Origin of the sequence: Aquipseudomonas guryensis (assembly GCF_014164785.1) — a bacterium.
GTDB lineage: Bacteria > Pseudomonadota > Gammaproteobacteria > Pseudomonadales > Pseudomonadaceae > Aquipseudomonas > Aquipseudomonas guryensis.
In genome coordinates, this window is the sequence record NZ_JACJFN010000001.1 from 1,261,912 (window position 1) to 1,276,390 (window position 14,479).

Annotated in this window: 14 protein-coding genes; 7 read left to right on the plus strand and 7 right to left on the minus strand. The window is 65.0% G+C overall.

The features are described from left to right. Positions 1-112: 112 nt before the first annotated feature. The 5 genes from H3H45_RS05750 to oscA form a co-directional block, all read right to left on the minus strand. Positions 113-1,102 (minus strand): sulfate/molybdate ABC transporter ATP-binding protein, encoded by a 990-nt coding sequence (locus tag H3H45_RS05750; RefSeq protein WP_182832752.1) that lies wholly within the window; start codon positions 1,100-1,102, stop codon positions 113-115. Positions 1,103-1,105: 3 nt separating this feature from the next. Beyond that, complete coding sequence (gene cysW / locus H3H45_RS05755; protein WP_182832753.1) at positions 1,106-1,975, minus strand: sulfate ABC transporter permease subunit CysW; 870 nt, start codon at positions 1,973-1,975, stop codon at positions 1,106-1,108. Between the two features lie 9 nt (positions 1,976-1,984). Next, the gene (gene cysT, locus H3H45_RS05760; RefSeq protein ID WP_182832754.1) at positions 1,985-2,803 is read right to left on the minus strand and encodes a sulfate ABC transporter permease subunit CysT; all 819 of its coding nucleotides are present in this window, start codon (positions 2,801-2,803) and stop codon (positions 1,985-1,987) included. A 137-nt stretch (positions 2,804-2,940) separates the two neighbouring features. Continuing rightward, entirely contained in the window at positions 2,941-3,939 is a 999-nt protein-coding gene (locus H3H45_RS05765; RefSeq protein ID WP_182832755.1) for a sulfate ABC transporter substrate-binding protein, read from the minus strand. 94 nt (positions 3,940-4,033) lie between these two features. Continuing rightward, positions 4,034-4,216 (minus strand): sulfur starvation response protein OscA, encoded by a 183-nt coding sequence (oscA, locus tag H3H45_RS05770; RefSeq protein WP_182832756.1) that lies wholly within the window; start codon positions 4,214-4,216, stop codon positions 4,034-4,036. A gap of 291 nt (positions 4,217-4,507) precedes the next feature. On the opposite strand from oscA, the gene H3H45_RS05775 reads away from it, so the two are divergent. From H3H45_RS05775 to H3H45_RS05785, 3 genes are all read left to right on the plus strand, one after another. Further along, positions 4,508-5,476 (plus strand): GGDEF domain-containing protein, encoded by a 969-nt coding sequence (locus H3H45_RS05775; protein ID WP_182832757.1) that lies wholly within the window; start codon positions 4,508-4,510, stop codon positions 5,474-5,476. A gap of 111 nt (positions 5,477-5,587) precedes the next feature. After that, complete coding sequence (locus H3H45_RS05780; protein ID WP_182832758.1) at positions 5,588-6,169, plus strand: RBBP9/YdeN family alpha/beta hydrolase; 582 nt, start codon at positions 5,588-5,590, stop codon at positions 6,167-6,169. A gap of 119 nt (positions 6,170-6,288) precedes the next feature. Then, positions 6,289-7,194, plus strand: coding sequence for a sigma 54-interacting transcriptional regulator (locus H3H45_RS05785; RefSeq protein ID WP_182832759.1), 906 nt, complete (start codon positions 6,289-6,291; stop codon positions 7,192-7,194). 710 nt (positions 7,195-7,904) lie between these two features. On the opposite strand, the gene H3H45_RS05790 is transcribed toward H3H45_RS05785, so the two are convergent. Together H3H45_RS05790 and H3H45_RS05795 are read right to left on the minus strand one after the other, a co-directional pair. Continuing rightward, positions 7,905-9,131: an acyl-CoA dehydrogenase family protein gene (locus tag H3H45_RS05790; protein WP_182832760.1), complete on the minus strand. Its 1,227-nt coding sequence runs from the start codon at positions 9,129-9,131 to the stop codon at positions 7,905-7,907. After that, complete coding sequence (locus H3H45_RS05795) at positions 9,121-10,095, minus strand: aliphatic sulfonate ABC transporter substrate-binding protein (protein ID WP_182832761.1); 975 nt, start codon at positions 10,093-10,095, stop codon at positions 9,121-9,123. Before H3H45_RS05795 ends, H3H45_RS05790 begins: the two co-directional genes overlap by 11 nt. Positions 10,096-10,462: 367 nt before the next feature. Here H3H45_RS05795 and H3H45_RS05800 point away from each other — a divergent pair, with 367 nt between their 5' ends. From H3H45_RS05800 to H3H45_RS05815, 4 genes are all read left to right on the plus strand, one after another. After that, positions 10,463-11,788: an OprD family porin gene (locus H3H45_RS05800; protein ID WP_182832762.1), complete on the plus strand. Its 1,326-nt coding sequence runs from the start codon at positions 10,463-10,465 to the stop codon at positions 11,786-11,788. Positions 11,789-11,883: 95 nt separating this feature from the next. Then, on the plus strand, positions 11,884-12,873 hold the full coding sequence (locus H3H45_RS05805; RefSeq protein ID WP_182832763.1) for an aliphatic sulfonate ABC transporter substrate-binding protein: 990 nt from the start codon (positions 11,884-11,886) through the stop codon (positions 12,871-12,873). A gap of 5 nt (positions 12,874-12,878) precedes the next feature. After that, complete coding sequence (locus H3H45_RS05810; protein ID WP_182832764.1) at positions 12,879-13,706, plus strand: ABC transporter permease; 828 nt, start codon at positions 12,879-12,881, stop codon at positions 13,704-13,706. Position 13,707: 1 nt separating this feature from the next. Then, complete coding sequence (locus H3H45_RS05815; RefSeq protein ID WP_182832765.1) at positions 13,708-14,439, plus strand: ABC transporter ATP-binding protein; 732 nt, start codon at positions 13,708-13,710, stop codon at positions 14,437-14,439. Positions 14,440-14,479: the final 40 nt, after the last annotated feature.

A 14,479-nucleotide genomic window follows, 5' to 3' on the forward strand; every position in this document is an offset into this window, starting at 1 on the left:
GCAGTGGCAACAGCCTACTGTGCTTGTCATAGCAAAGGATGAGCCAAAAGAGTGATTCGCGTCGCAATTCTGACGCCGCAGAGCCGTTGCGGCTCTGCGTGTGCTACTGGGGTTAGCGAGCGGACTGCGCTTGCCAGACCTTGGGTTTGAAGTAGAGGGTTTCCCCGCGGATCAGCCCGTGCAGGCTGTCGTGGTCCTTGACCACTTCGGCCTCGATCAGCTCGTCCTGGCCGGCGACCTTGAGGGTCACCCGGGTGATCGCGCCGAGCGGGCGAATATCGCGCACTTCGCCGCTCTGGTGCTCGGCTAGCGCCAGGCGCGACAGCGAGATCTCGTGCGGACGGAACAGCAGGTGCTGATCGTCGCCCAGGTGCAGGCGGTTGGAATCGCCGAGGAAGTGGTAGACGAAGTCGCTGGCCGGCTTCTCGTAGACCTCGCCCGGTGTGCCGATCTGCTCGATCACGCCCTTGTTCATCACCACGATACGGTCGGCCACTTCCATGGCTTCTTCCTGGTCGTGGGTGACGAACACGCTGGTCAGGTGCACTTCCTCGTGCAGGCGCGCGAGCCAGCGGCGCAGCTCCTTGCGCACCTTGGCGTCAAGGGCGCCGAAGGGTTCGTCGAGCAGCAGCACCTTGGGCTTCACCGCCAGGGCGCGGGCCAGGGCGATACGCTGGCGCTGGCCGCCGGACAGCTGTTCCGGATAGCGGTCGGCCAGCCAGTCGAGCTGGACCATGCCGAGCAGCTCGTGCACCCGTTCGGCAATCTCCGCCTCGCTCGGGCGTTCGCCCTTGGGCTTCATGCGCAGGCCGAAGGCGACGTTGTCGAACACGGTCATGTGGCGGAACAGCGCGTAGTGCTGGAACACGAAGCCGACGTTGCGATCACGCACATCGTGGCGCGATACGTCTTCGCCGTGGAACTGGATGCTGCCGTTGTCCGGGGTTTCCAGGCCGGCGATGATGCGCAGCAGACTGGTCTTGCCGCAACCGGACGGGCCGAGCAGGGCCACCAGCTCGCCGCTGTGGATATCCAGGTTGATGTCGTTGAGCGCGCGGAAGGCGCCGAAGTGCTTGCTGACGTTACGGATTTCGATACTCATGGTTTATTCCTCATCAGCAGACTTGAGACGGGACAGACGCGCTTCGCTCCACTGCTTGAGCAGCAGGATGATCAGGGCCAGGGCCAGCAGCAGGCTGGCCACGCTGAATGCGGCGACGTGGTTGTATTCGTTGTAGAGAATCTCGACATGCAGCGGCAGGGTGTTGGTGTAGCCACGGATATGTCCGGACACCACCGACACCGCGCCAAACTCGCCCATCGCCCGCGCGGCGCACAGCACCACGCCGTAGATCAGGCCCCATTTGATGTTGGGCAGGGTCACGTGCCAGAACATCTGCCAGCCGTTGGCGCCGAGCAGGCGCGCCGCTTCTTCTTCCTGGGTGCCCTGTTCCTGCATCAGTGGGATCAGCTCACGGGCGACGAAGGGTACGGTGACGAACACGGTGGCGAGGACGATGCCGGGCAGGGCGAAGATGATCTGGATATCGCGCTCCTGCAGCCATTCGCCGAAGAAGCCCTGGGCGCCGAACAGCAGCACGTAGATCAGACCGGCGATTACCGGCGACACCGAGAACGGCAGGTCGATCAGCGTCACCAGGATGCTCTTGCCGCGGAACTCGTACTTGCTCACGCACCAGGCGGCGGCCACGCCGAATACCAGGTTGAGCGGCACCGCGATGCCCACGGCAAGCAGGGTCAGTTTCAGCGCGGACAGCGCATCCGGCTCGATCAGCGCGCTGAAGAAGGTGCCGAGGCCGAGCTTGAACGCCTCGCTCAACACCATCAGCAGGGGCAGCAGGAGAAACAGCGCGAAGGCCAGCCAGGCGCCGAGGATCAGGGCGATACGGCCGGCGCGGCTGCCGCGACGGGCGGCATTGGCGCTGGCGGCAGCGCCGAGGGTAATAGATGTCATGGCGGCTCCTCAGGGCTTTTCGATGCGGCGCTGCAGCAGGTTGATCAGCAGCAGCAGGAGGAAGGAGACCACCAGCATCAGCACGCCGATGGCCGTGGCGCCGGTGTAGTCGTACTGGTCGAGCTTGACCATGATCAGCAGCGGCAGGATCTCGGTCTTCATCGGCATATTGCCGGCGATGAAGATCACCGAGCCGTACTCGCCGACGCCGCGGGCGAAGGCCAGGGCGAAGCCGGTCAGCCAGGCCGGCAGCAGCGCCGGCAGCAGTACATGGCGGAACACCTGGAAGGGTTTGGCGCCCAGGCAGGCGGCGGCTTCTTCCACCTCACGGGGGATATCCGCTAGTACTGGCTGCAGGGTGCGCACGACGAACGGCAGGGTCACGAAGGTCAGTGCCAGGGTGATGCCTAGCGGCGTATAGGCGATCTTGAAACCCAACCAGGTGGCGATCTGCCCAACCGGGCCGGCCGGGGCGTACAGCGCGGTGAGGGCGATGCCGGCGACGGCGGTGGGCAAGGCGAATGGCAGGTCGATCATCGCATCGATGACCTTGCGCCCGGGGAAGGTGTAGCGCACCAGGGCCCAGGCCAGCAGGGTGCCGATGATGCCGTTGATCACGGCGGCGGCGAAGGCGGTGGTGAAGCTCAGTTTCAGTGCGGCCAGCACCCGCGGTGCGGAAATGATGGCCCAGAATTCGCCCCAGCTGAGCTGGGCGGCGTGGACGAACATGGCACCCAGGGGAATCAGCACCAACAGGCTGAGGTACACCAGGGTGTAGCCCAGCGTCAGCCCGAAGCCGGGTATGACGGGGGAAATGCGGCGTGACATCGTCTGTCCCTTATCGTTGCGGGTCAGCGGAGGCCGGGTGCAACCCGCGTGAGCCCGTGTTTCGGTTTATCACGCGGATGACACCCGCCCCACCCATTGATAAGCCACAGGCGCCGAGGCCCGTGGCAGGTTTCGGCTTACTGCGCCTGGTAGATCTGGTCGAAAATGCCACCGTCGTTGAAGAACTTCGGCTGCGCGGTTTTCCAGCCGTTGAAGTCCTTATCGATGGTCACCAGCTTCAGCGCCGGGAACTGTTTGGCGTACTCGGCGGCCACCGCTTCGTTACGCGGGCGGTAGAAGTTCTTCGCGGCGATGCGCTGGCCTTCCTCGCTGTACAGGTAGTTGAGGTAGGCGGTCGCCACTTCACGGGTGCCTTTCTTGTCGACGTTCTTGTCGACCACGGCTACCGGCGGCTCGGCGAGGATCGACAGGCTCGGCGCGACGATTTCGAACTGGTCGCCACCTTGTTCCTTGAGAGCCAGGAAGGCCTCGTTTTCCCAGGCCAGCAGCACGTCGCCGATCTGGTTGTTGACGAAGGTGATGGTCGAACCACGGGCGCCGGTGTCCAGCACCGGGACGTTCTTGTACAGCTTCTCGACGAATTCCTGGGCCTTGGCTTCGCTGCCGTATTTCTGCTGGGCGAAGGCCCAGGCGGCGAGGAAGTTCCAGCGTGCACCGCCGGAGGTTTTCGGGTTGGGGGTAATCACTTCCACGCCCGGCTTGACCAGGTCGTCCCAGTCCTTGATGCCTTCCGGGTTGCCCTTGCGAACCAGGAACACGATGGTCGAGGTGTAGGGGGTGCTGGACTGTGGCAGGCGGCTCTGCCAGTCCGCCGGGATCAGCTTGCCGAGCTTGTTCAGCTCGTCGATATCGCCAGCCAGGGCCAGGGTCACTACGTCGGCACGCAGGCCGTCGATCACCGCGCGGGCCTGCTTGCCCGAGCCGCCGTGGGATTGCTGCACGGTCACCGCTTCCTTGCCCTGGGCGGTCCAGTGCTTGTTGAAGGCGGCGTTGAACTCCTGATACAGCTCACGGGTCGGGTCATAGGACACGTTGAGGATTTCCGTAGCGGCTGCGGCCGGGCCGGCGATCAAGGCGGAGGCCAGAGCGGCCAGGGCGAAACGGCGAATGGACATGGTGGTGCTCCTGAGAATTCTGTGGTGTTGGCGTGTAGGTGTTATGGGCTTCAGGGTTGGCACCCTCTGGTTGTCCAGTCGGGTTCTTGAGTAATCAGGGTTGTTTGCTGGCCGGGGCCTGCAGGCGGATTTTTTCCTTGCGCTCGATCTGTACGACCTGAGCGTTGTGCACGGTGATTTCCACCGAACCAAAGCGCAGGCCCTGCAGGGCTGCCTGGATCTCGCGCAGGACGCTGGCTTCATCCTGGCCTTCGACGCTTCTGAGAGTGGCGCTCATGCTTCGCTCCTATGCAAAGGTGCCCTTACCGGGGTTGGGTGCTGGGCGTGGAGCGGATAGTAGAAGGAGATTTAATATGCTTAAAAAGAATATTTAACTATTTATATATTCTTTTATTGTCTATCAGGGGTGCCAGGTCTGCGTCCCAGCGAGTGCCGCGCAGGTCAATCAGTTCCCGGTTCCTGACGGAGTTGTCGGTTTTTCTGCCGCTCGTCACATCATCGGTTTCTCCCCATCGCCAGGCTCTAACGTGGGGAATAGTCTGTGAGCAGGCAGTCAGGAGGTGAGTTCATGGACGACAAAACCCAAGCACCGAGCGAGTTGGAAACGCTCACTCTCGCCCTGCTTCACAGCCGGGGCGAGGTCGAGCGGCTGCGCGAGCGCGAGCAGCTGGTCAGCAGCCTGTTGGGTAGCGTCAACGTGGTGCTATGGGCCTTCGACTGGCAGCAGCAACGGGTGGTTTACGTCAGCCCGGCCTACGAGAGCGTGTTCGGCCGCTCGGCCGCGCTGCTGATGAGCGACTACGGTGAGTGGCTCAACAGCATCTACCCGGACGACATGGAATACGCCGCGCAGAGCCTGGCCGCCGTGCTCGAGGCTGGCGCGGTGGAGCAGCGCGAATACCGCATCATCCGTGGTGACGGACAGATCCGCTGGCTCAGCGACAAGTGTTTCGTCAGCCCGCGCAGTACTCCCGAGGGCCAGCCGCTGATCGTCGGCATCGCCGAGGACATTACCGAGAAGAAGCAGCTACAGGGGGAGCTGCACCGTCTGGCCACCACCGACGTGCTGACCGGCATCCACAACCGCCGCTACTTCTTCGAGAGTGCCGAGCGGGCTCTGGAGCAGGCGCGCGGCAATGCTCACGACCTGGCCTTCCTGCTGTTCGATATCGACGACTTCAAGAAGATCAACGACAGCTACGGCCACCAGATCGGTGACCGCGTACTGCAACGCATCGCCCACTGCGGCGCCTATGTGCTGCGCCGCGACGACCTGTTCGGGCGCATCGGCGGCGAGGAGTTCGCCGCCATCTTCCCCGGTTGCGATGCCCAGCAGGCCAGACAGATGGCCGAGCGCCTGCAGCGCGAAGTGCAGCGCCTGAGTTTCACGGCCGGTGAGCGGACCTTCAGCGTGACTATCAGCCAGGGCCTCACCAGCCTGACCGTGGATGACAGCCTGGAAGCCCTCTACGTGCGCGCCGACGAGGCCATGTACCAGGCCAAGCACAATGGCAAGAATTGCATAGTGCTGGGGTGAGATTGCAGGTCTATCTGGTGTTTAAGTTATAAACAAATAATTTCTTATTCCTTAACATCTTTATTTTGCCCTCCTAGACTGGCCTCCACACACCGCTCAAGGAGGCCCGCGATGCGCAGCCAATCCATCCGTTATCTGATCCTGCCGGGCTGGCAGGGCTCGCCGGACAATCACTGGCAAAGCCACTGGCTGCGCAGCCTGCCGAACGCCTCGCGGGTCGAACAGGCCGACTGGGATCAGCCCGATCCGGCCAGTTGGGTCGCTGCCCTGGAGCGCGCCGTCGGTGCTGCCAGCAGCCCGGTGATCCTCATCGCCCACAGCCTCGGCTGCGTCACCGTGGCGCGCTGGGCGGCACAGGCACCGCTGGCTTCACTACGCCAGGTGCGTGGTGCCTTGCTGGTGGCCCCGGCGGATGTCGAGCGGCCTGGCTGCCCTGAAGCCCTGAAAGGCTTCGCGCCGATCCCGCGGGACCTGCTGCCGTTTCCCAGCCAATTGGTCGGCTCCGACAACGACCCGGCGGCGAGCGCCGCCCGCGCCCTGCAACTGGCCCGTGACTGGGGTGCGCAGGCCGCTGTGCTGACAGGCGCCGGGCATATCAACGTGAAGTCCGGCCACCAGCGCTGGGAGCAGGGTTTCGCCTACCTGTATCGCCTGCAGAGCCAGATCGAACAGCAGGCACGGCGGCGCGCGTGAGCCCGCGCCCCGGTTGTTTGCCGGCCAGGCGAATGCCCGGCGGCGTGCCCGTTTACGTCCCTTATTCATCCTGAGTCCGCTGCTGTGCGGTGGCTCATCGCGCACAGAGAAACCGATCCATGAGCCGCCCCCATTATCCCCAGCAAGCCCTGCTGACCTTTGCCGACACCGAGAAGAGCCCGCTGAGCATCCGTGCCAAGGCGCTGGTGTTTGTCGACCCACGCTCCCGTGAGCTGCGCGAGCAGGCCAATCTGCTGGCCGCCATCGACTTGCCGGTGCTGATCGTCGGCGAAACCGGCACCGGCAAGGAGCTGCTGGCGCGGCATATCCACCGCGAAAGCGAGCGCGGCGGCCTGTTCGTCGCGGTCAACTGTGGGGCGATCAGTCCGCAGTGGGGCGAGGCCGAACTGTTCGGCTATGCCGCTGGCGCCTATGCCGGGGCGGCCAGCAGCCGTGCCGGCTGGTTCGGGTCGGCCACCGGCGGCACCCTCTACCTGGACGAGATAGGTGATCTGCCGCGTGCCTTGCAGGATCAACTGCTGAGCGTGCTGGAAACCCGCGAGGTACTGCGCGTCGGTGCCCATCACGCCACCCCGGTGGATGTCCGTCTGGTGGTCGCCACCAGCATCGACCTGGCTCAGGCGGTAGCCGCCGGTAAGTTCAGCGAACGCCTCTATCTGTACCTCAACGAAGGCCGTCTGGAGCTGCCGGCGCTACGCGAGCGGCCGGGCGATATCCTGCCGCTGGCCGAGTATTTCCTCGGCATCTATGCCCAGCGCCTGGGCTTGGCCATTCCGCTGCTCGGCACGGCGGTGCAGGCTGCCCTGGAAAGTCATCACTGGTACGGCAATACCCGTGAGCTGGAGAACGTTATCCACTTCGCCCTGCTGGTCAGCAGTGGCGCGGAGATTCTGCCGCAGCACCTCAACTTGCCGGCCAGTGCGCCGTTGCAGGTGATCGAGCAGCAGCTGGGATTGCTGACGGCGGATGAGCGCGCGGAGCTGCGGCAGCGGCTGGTGCTCTGACGATTTGCTGGTTTTGGCTTCGTTAGAGGTGGCTGCGGTTTTGGTGGCTGGCTGGTTAATGTGCAGGCCCGAGCTTCTGGTTTCGCCCTCCCGGGCGAGTCACTTTCTCTTGCTCGCACAAGAGAAAGTAACCAAAGAGAAGTGCGCCCCGACATCCGGGTTTCGCTGCGCGAAACTTCCCTCCCTCCGGTGCTGCTCCGGGGGCCGGCTTACAAGGACCGTCCCTGGCCCTTTAAGCCTCTCGCCGCATCCCTGCGGCTCGTCCCCCTGCGCAACACCTACGCTCGGCCTCCTGACGGGGGATCGAGCTCCGAGTTGCTTGAGGGCTTTTTGCTTTTTCATCACACGATCTGTCAGGCAACACCAAACGCCCCTTCAGGAGGGTGAGTGGAATCGTCGTGGAAGGGGTTGAGCGGCATGGATGCCGCGAGAGCCGCGATGGGCCAGGGATGGCCCTTCGCGGCGGGCCCCTGAAGCGGCGATGGAGCGAACGAACCCCGGCGCAGCCGGGGCCGTATGCAGGGGCACAGCGTTTTTGCTTACTTTTTCCGCGTTTGGAAAAAGTGAGTCGCCCAGGAGGGCGAAACCAGAAGCTCGGGCCGGCACGTTAATCAGCTAGCAATCGAAGCTTATGCCAGCGCCCGGCATTCAAGCCGCGCGCAAAAAACGGGAGCCGCCCTGCCTGAGACGGCCCCCGTGCAAACGTGTGTTCAGGAATACAGCGATGGCGTCGGCGGCACGCCGCTGAGCAGCCAGTGGCCGACATCGCGCACCTTGTGATCTAGCGGGTCGTGCAGGCTGTGCACCCGCACGTTGCGCCAGAAACGGTCGAAGCCGTAGCGCGAGGCGGTGGCGCGGGCGCCCATGGCCTCGAACACCTGGCTGGTGATCTCCAGCGCCGCACGGGCCGAGGCGACCCGTGCCTCGGCGATCAGCAGCGCCACCTCGCCACGCTCGGCAGCGCCCAGTGCCGGTTTCTCCCAGGCCTGCTGCAGGCGCTCGGCGGCATGTTCCGCCAGTAGCAGAGCGCCGCGGTAGAGCAGCCAGAGTTCGCCGTAGCGCTTCTGGATCAGCGGGTCCTCGCTCGCCGTGGCCACCCCGGAGCCGGGCCAGGCGCGGGCCTGCTCGCGGGTGTAGCGCAGCGCGCCATCCAGCGCGGCCTGGGCATTGCCCAGGTAGAGCTGGGTGAGGATCAGCTGCGACACGCAGACCCGCAGGCTGCTGCGCGGACTCTGGCCGCCGGAGACCAGCAGCTCGTCGCGGTCGACGAAGACATTCTCGAACTGCACCGTGCCGCTGTCGGTCTGGCGCTGGCCGAAGGCGTCCCAGTCGTCGTTGATTGCCAGGCCGTCGCGCTGCGCCGGCAGGGTCAGGAACACCCGTTCCGTGGCGCTCTTGCCGCGCGGCGCGCTGACCAGCAGAGCATCGGCGCCGAGGGCGCCGGAACAGAAGGACTTGCTGCCGTTGAGCTCGAAGTGTTCCTCGCGTGCCTGCAACTGCAGGCCCAGGTCGCGGCCGTTGCTGGCGTTGCCCCAGAACCAGCGCTCCTGCACGCTGCGGCTCAGCCAGTGGCGCTGCTGCTCGGCGCTGCCGTGCAGGAGAATGGTGGCCACCTGCAGGTGGTTGAAGGCGAACAGGTGGGCCAGCGAGCTGTCCGCCGCCGCCAGATGACGGACGATGCGGTAGATCTCCGGCCAGCTCTTGCCCAGGCCATCGTAGCGCTGCGGGATGGCCAGGCTGAGCAGGCCGCTGTCGCGGATCAGCTCGCGCTCGGCGCGGGCATGGCCGCCGCGCTTGTCGCGTTCGATGGCACTGTCGGCGAGCTTGCGCGCCAGGCGCTCGACCTTGCTGGTCAGGGTGCCGAAGTCGACGGGGAACAGCCGCGCATCCAGCAGCGGCTCGGCCTGCGGGTGCAGGTGGCGGGCTTCACTGGCCATGCTTCGCCTCCGGTTGCCAGATCGCTACCTGGCTGGCGTCCACCGCCTTGGGCAGCAGACCTTCGGCGAAGAAGGCGTCGGCGATCTTCTGCTGCTCGCCGAGGTTGGCGGCCTGCACTGCGCGCACCTGGTAGCTGCGTCGTTGGTTGGCCTGCTCGACGATGGCCGGGTCGAGATTGCCCCACAGCGGGCCGAGCACCTTGGCCGCTGCGGCTGGATTGGCACGCAGCCAGTCACCGGTCTTCACCAGCTCGTTGAACACCACCTGCAGCACCTGCGGACGGGCCTTGGCGAAGGCATTGCTGGTCAGGTAGTAGCGCTGGTAGCTGGCCAGCTGCTGACCATCGGCCAGGGTGCGGGTCGGCAGCTGGCGCTGGGCGCTGCTGAGGAAGGGTTCCCAGGTCACCCAGGCATCCACCTTGCCGTTCTCGAAGGCGGCGCGGCCATCGGCCGGGGTCAGGTAGGCAGGCTGGATATCGCTGAACTGCAGCCCTGCCTTGGCCAGGGCGGCGAGCAGCAGGTAGTGGCTGCCGGCAGCTTTGGTCACTGCCACTTTCTTGCCTTTCAGCTCGCTCAGGCTGTGCAGCGGCGAGTCGTTGCGCACGATGATTGCCTGGGCGGCGGGCGAGGGCGCTTCCTGGGCGAAGTAGGTGAGCTGCGCGCCGGCGGCCTGGGCGAACACCGGCACGGTGTCGGCGACATCGGCGGACAGATCGATATTGCCGACATTCAGCGCCTCCAGCAGCGGCTGGCCACTGGCGAATTCGTGCCAGCTGATACGGATGTCCTGGCCGGCCAGGGCCTGTTCCAGGGTGCCCTGGCTCTTCAGCAGGCTGATCAGGGTGGAGGATTTCTGGTAGCCGATGCGCAGCTGGGTTTCGGCCTGGACCGGCAGGGCGGCGAGCAGGCCGAGGCTCAAGCCGAGGCCGAGCAGGGCACGACGGGTAAACGAATGAGGGAACATGGCAGACCTCTGCAAGGGGCACTCCGGCCATTGCGAGGCGGCGGAGCACAGGAAACTTCGGGGAAAGAGGAAGTCCGGTGATCCGGTAGAGACAAGCTAATCGATCTAAAAACTTCTCTACAAATACTTTTCAGGAATTAGCTTATGGGTTTGTTGCCAAGGCCTGCATATTCTTTTTAGTTACATAAAAGTGAAAAACAATTCTTTTTAGGGATTAAAAAAATCCCCTAGATTGCACCCCAAGCCGACAGCGGACCACCGCACCGAGCCCGATCAAGGGGCTCTCCTTTCACTGCAGCACGGCACACAGACCGCCGGCTCGAGCCCCAGCCCATACGAGACCAAGAACGCATCTGGAGCATCGAGCATGAACAAGTCATCCCTGGCCCTGGCCGTCGCCCTCGGCGCCATCGCCCAACAGGCCGGCGCCGCCGGTTTCATCGAAGACAGCAAGGCCACCATCGGTCTGCGCAATTTCTACATCAACCAGGACACTCGCAACGAAGCGGCCAACACCCAGGAAGAATGGGGTCAGGGTTTCCAGTTCAACTACATTTCTGGTTTCACCGAAGGCACCGTCGGTGTCGGCGTCGATGCCATCGGCCTGCTCGGGGTCAAGCTGGACTCCGGCAAGGGTCGCCACTACAACCCGGACTCCAGCAAGTACAGCGGCACCGTGTTCCCCACCGACGAAAACGGTCGTGCCGAGGACCAATTCAGCAGCCTCGGCCTGACCGGCAAGGTTCGTCTGTCGAAGACCGAAGGCCGCATCGGCACCCTGCAGCCGAAGCTGCCGGTGGTGACCTTCAACGACGGCCGCCTGCTGCCACAGACCTTCGAGGGCGGGCAGATCACCTCCAATGAAATCGACAACCTGACCCTGATCGGCGGCCAGCTGGAGCATGCCAAGGGGCGCAGCTCGAGCAGCAGCGAAGGCCTGTCGATCGGTGGCGCCAACAACGCCAAGACCGGCCAGTTCAGTAACAAGTTCTACTACGCCGGCGGCGACTACAAGATCAGCAAGGACCTGCTGGCGCAGTACTACTACGGCGAGCTGAACGAGTTCTACCAGCAGCACTTCCTCGGCCTGACCCACAACCTGGCCATCGGCCCGGGCGCGCTGAAGTCCGACCTGCGCTATTTCAACAGCAGTTCCGATGGCAAGAACGGCAGCGTGGCCGGGCGTGCCGATGGCTACAAGAGCAGCGGTTACTGGGAGAGCGGCGACAGCGACAAAGGTGAAGTCGACAACAACACCTGGAGCGCGCTGTTCACCTACACCCTCGGTGGCCATGCGCTGAGCGCCGGCTATCAGGAAGTCTCCGGCGACAGCAACTTCCCCTATCTGAACCAGGGCGATGGCGCCACCGCCTACCTGATCACCGACCGCCAGATCGGCAAGTTCCTCAGTGCCGGCGAGCGCACCTGGCTGGCCGAGTACGGCTACGACTTCAGCAAGGTCGGCGTACCGGGCCTGAAAGCCACCGTCACCTATCTGTCCGGCGACAACATCGACTCGGCCGACGGCGACAAGAAGGAGTGGGAGCGGGACTTCCGTCTCGATTACACCCTGCAGGACGGCGCCCTCAAGGGCCTCGGCGTGTCCTGGCGTAACGCCAGCCTGCGCGGCAACGCGGCGGCTGATCAGGACGAGAACCGTCTGATCCTCAGCTACAGCCTGCCGATCCTCTGATTCAACCCAGGTGCCGGCGAACCCCGCCGGCGCCACCTCCTGACCAGCCCGCCATCGGGCCGGAAGGCATCTGCCCAAGAGCCAAGGAGAACCCCATGAAACACTTCACATTGCGTCACGGCCTCAGCGCCCTGCTGGCCGCCCTGGCTGCCGCCGGTGTATCCGCTGAAACCCCCAAGGAAGTCCGCCTGGACTACGCCTATTACGCTCCCACCAGCCTGGTGCTGAAGGAGCAGGGCATTCTCGAGAAACAGCTCGCCGCCGATGGCATCCGCGTCAAGTGGGTGTTCAGCCAGGGCAGCAACCGCTCCCTCGAATACCTCAATGGCGGCAGCATCGACTTCGCTTCCACCGCCGGCCTGGCCGCTGTACTCAGTCGGGCCAACGGCAGCCCGGTGAAGACCGTGTACATCGCCAGTCGCCCGGAATGGACCGCCCTGGCGGTACCGAAGGATTCGCCGATCAAGACCCTGGCCGACCTCAAGGGCAAGAAGATCGCCGCCACCAAGGGCACCGACCCTTACCTGTTCCTCCTGCGCAGCCTGCAGACGGCCGGCCTGGACAAGGGCGACGTGGACATCGTCCACCTGCAGCACCCGGATGGCCGCGTGGCCCTGGAACGTGGTGACGTCGACGCCTGGTCCGGGCTCGATCCGCACCTGGCCGCCAGTCAGCTACAGGCTGGTTCGCGCTTGCTCTACCGGAATGTCGACTTCAATAGCTACGGCGTGCTCAACGTCAGCGACAGCTTCCTCAAGGAGCAGCCGAAGCTGATCGAGAAAGTCATCGGCGCCTACGAGAAGGCCCGCCACTGGGCCGTCACCCATCCGCAGCAGACCGCCGAGCTGCTCGCCCGTGAAGCCAAGCTGCCGCTGGAAGTGGCCAAGCTGCAGCTGTCGCGTACCGACTTCAGCAATCCGCAGCCAGGTGCCGAGCATATCGCCGCGCTGAAGGCCGCCGCGCCGATCCTGGTCGAGGAGCAGTTGGTGCGTCCGGGCACCGACGTGGCCGCCACCGTCGAGCAACTGATCAGCCCACAACTGGCAGCCAGCGTCATCGGCCAGCCCGTGGCCAAGGCGGAGTAACGGTCATGCCCGCGTCCAGCCTGTTCGCCCTGCGCAGTGCCGTGCGCCTGCCGCGCTGGCGCCGCCCCGTTCTGGCGGGCTGGCGCGGCCTGGTGCTGCCATTGCTGCTGGTTGGTCTGCTGGAGGCTCTGGTGCGCCTGGGCTGGGTACCGGCGCACCAGTTGCCGGCGCCCAGCCAGATCGGCGCAACGCTCTACTGGCTGGCCGCCAGCGGCGAGCTGTGGGGGCATGTCGGCGTCAGCCTGGCGCGGGTGGCCGCGGGTTTTGCCTGCGGTGCCGGCCTGGCCGTGCTGATCGGTGCCTGGGTCGGCCTCAGTCGCCGCGCCGAGGCCTATCTGGAACCCAGTTTTCAGGCCCTGCGGGCGATTCCCAGTCTGGCCTGGGTGCCGCTACTGTTGCTCTGGCTGGGCATCGACGAGACGCCGAAGATCGTGCTGATCGCCCTTGGCGCCTTCTTCCCGGTGTACCTGGCGCTGCTCGCCGGCATTCGCGGGGTAGACCGCAAACTGGTGGAAGTCGGCCGGCTGCATGGCCTGTCGGCCTTCGCCCTGACCCGGCGCATCCTGTTGCCGGCGGCGCTGCCCAACCTGTTTACCGGCCTGCGTGGGGCGCTCAGCTTGAGCTGGATGTTCCTCGTCGCCGCCGAACTGATCGCCGCCACCCAGGGCCTCGGCTACCTGCTCAGCGACGGTCGCGAGACATCGCGCCCGGACCTGGTGCTCGCCGCCATCGTCCTGCTCGCACTACTCGGCAAGCTCAGCGATGGCCTGCTGAAAAACCTGGAAAGCCGCGCCCTGCATTGGCGCGACAGCTACAGCGGTGGGGAGGCCTGAGATGAGCGCATTGCTGCAACTGCAGAGCATCCGCAAGGCCTTCGCCGGCGTGCGGGTGCTCGATGAAGTCAGCCTGGCCCTGGCCCCCGGCGAGATCGTCAGCCTGCTCGGCCCCAGTGGCTGCGGCAAGAGCACCCTGCTGCGCATCGCCGCCGGGCTCGATCGCGACTTTTCCGGCAGCCTGGAGCTCAACCCGCTGCTCGGCTTCGGCCGTGGCAGCGGTATCGGTGTGGTGTTCCAGGAGCCGCGCCTGCTGCCCTGGCTGACGGTGGCCGAGAACGTCGGCTTTGCCGCCGGCCGGAATGCCGACCTCGAATGGGTGGCGCAGCTGCTGCAGGATGTCGGCCTGGCCGGGCATGCCGACAAACTGCCCAAGCAACTCTCCGGCGGCATGGCTCAGCGGGTGGCCATCGCCCGTGGCCTGTTCGGCCGGCCACAGGTGCTGCTGCTCGATGAACCCTTTAGCGCGGTGGATGCCTTCACCCGCATGAAACTGCAGGACCTGGTGGTTGCCCTCGCCGAGCATTACGGCATCGCCCTGCTGCTGGTCACCCATGACTTGGACGAGGCGTTCTACCTCAGCGACCGGGTGCTGATCCTCGGCGGCACCCCCAGCCGCCTGCAGCTTGAACTGAATGTCCCGCTGGCCCGACCGCGTGATCGCCGCGCGGTGGAGCTGGCCTACCTGCGCGGCGAGGCACTGACCGCGCTGTACCAGGCCCACGCGCTGTAAACGAGCCTCAAGGTGGAAGCACGTTTCCGGGCCGCAAGGC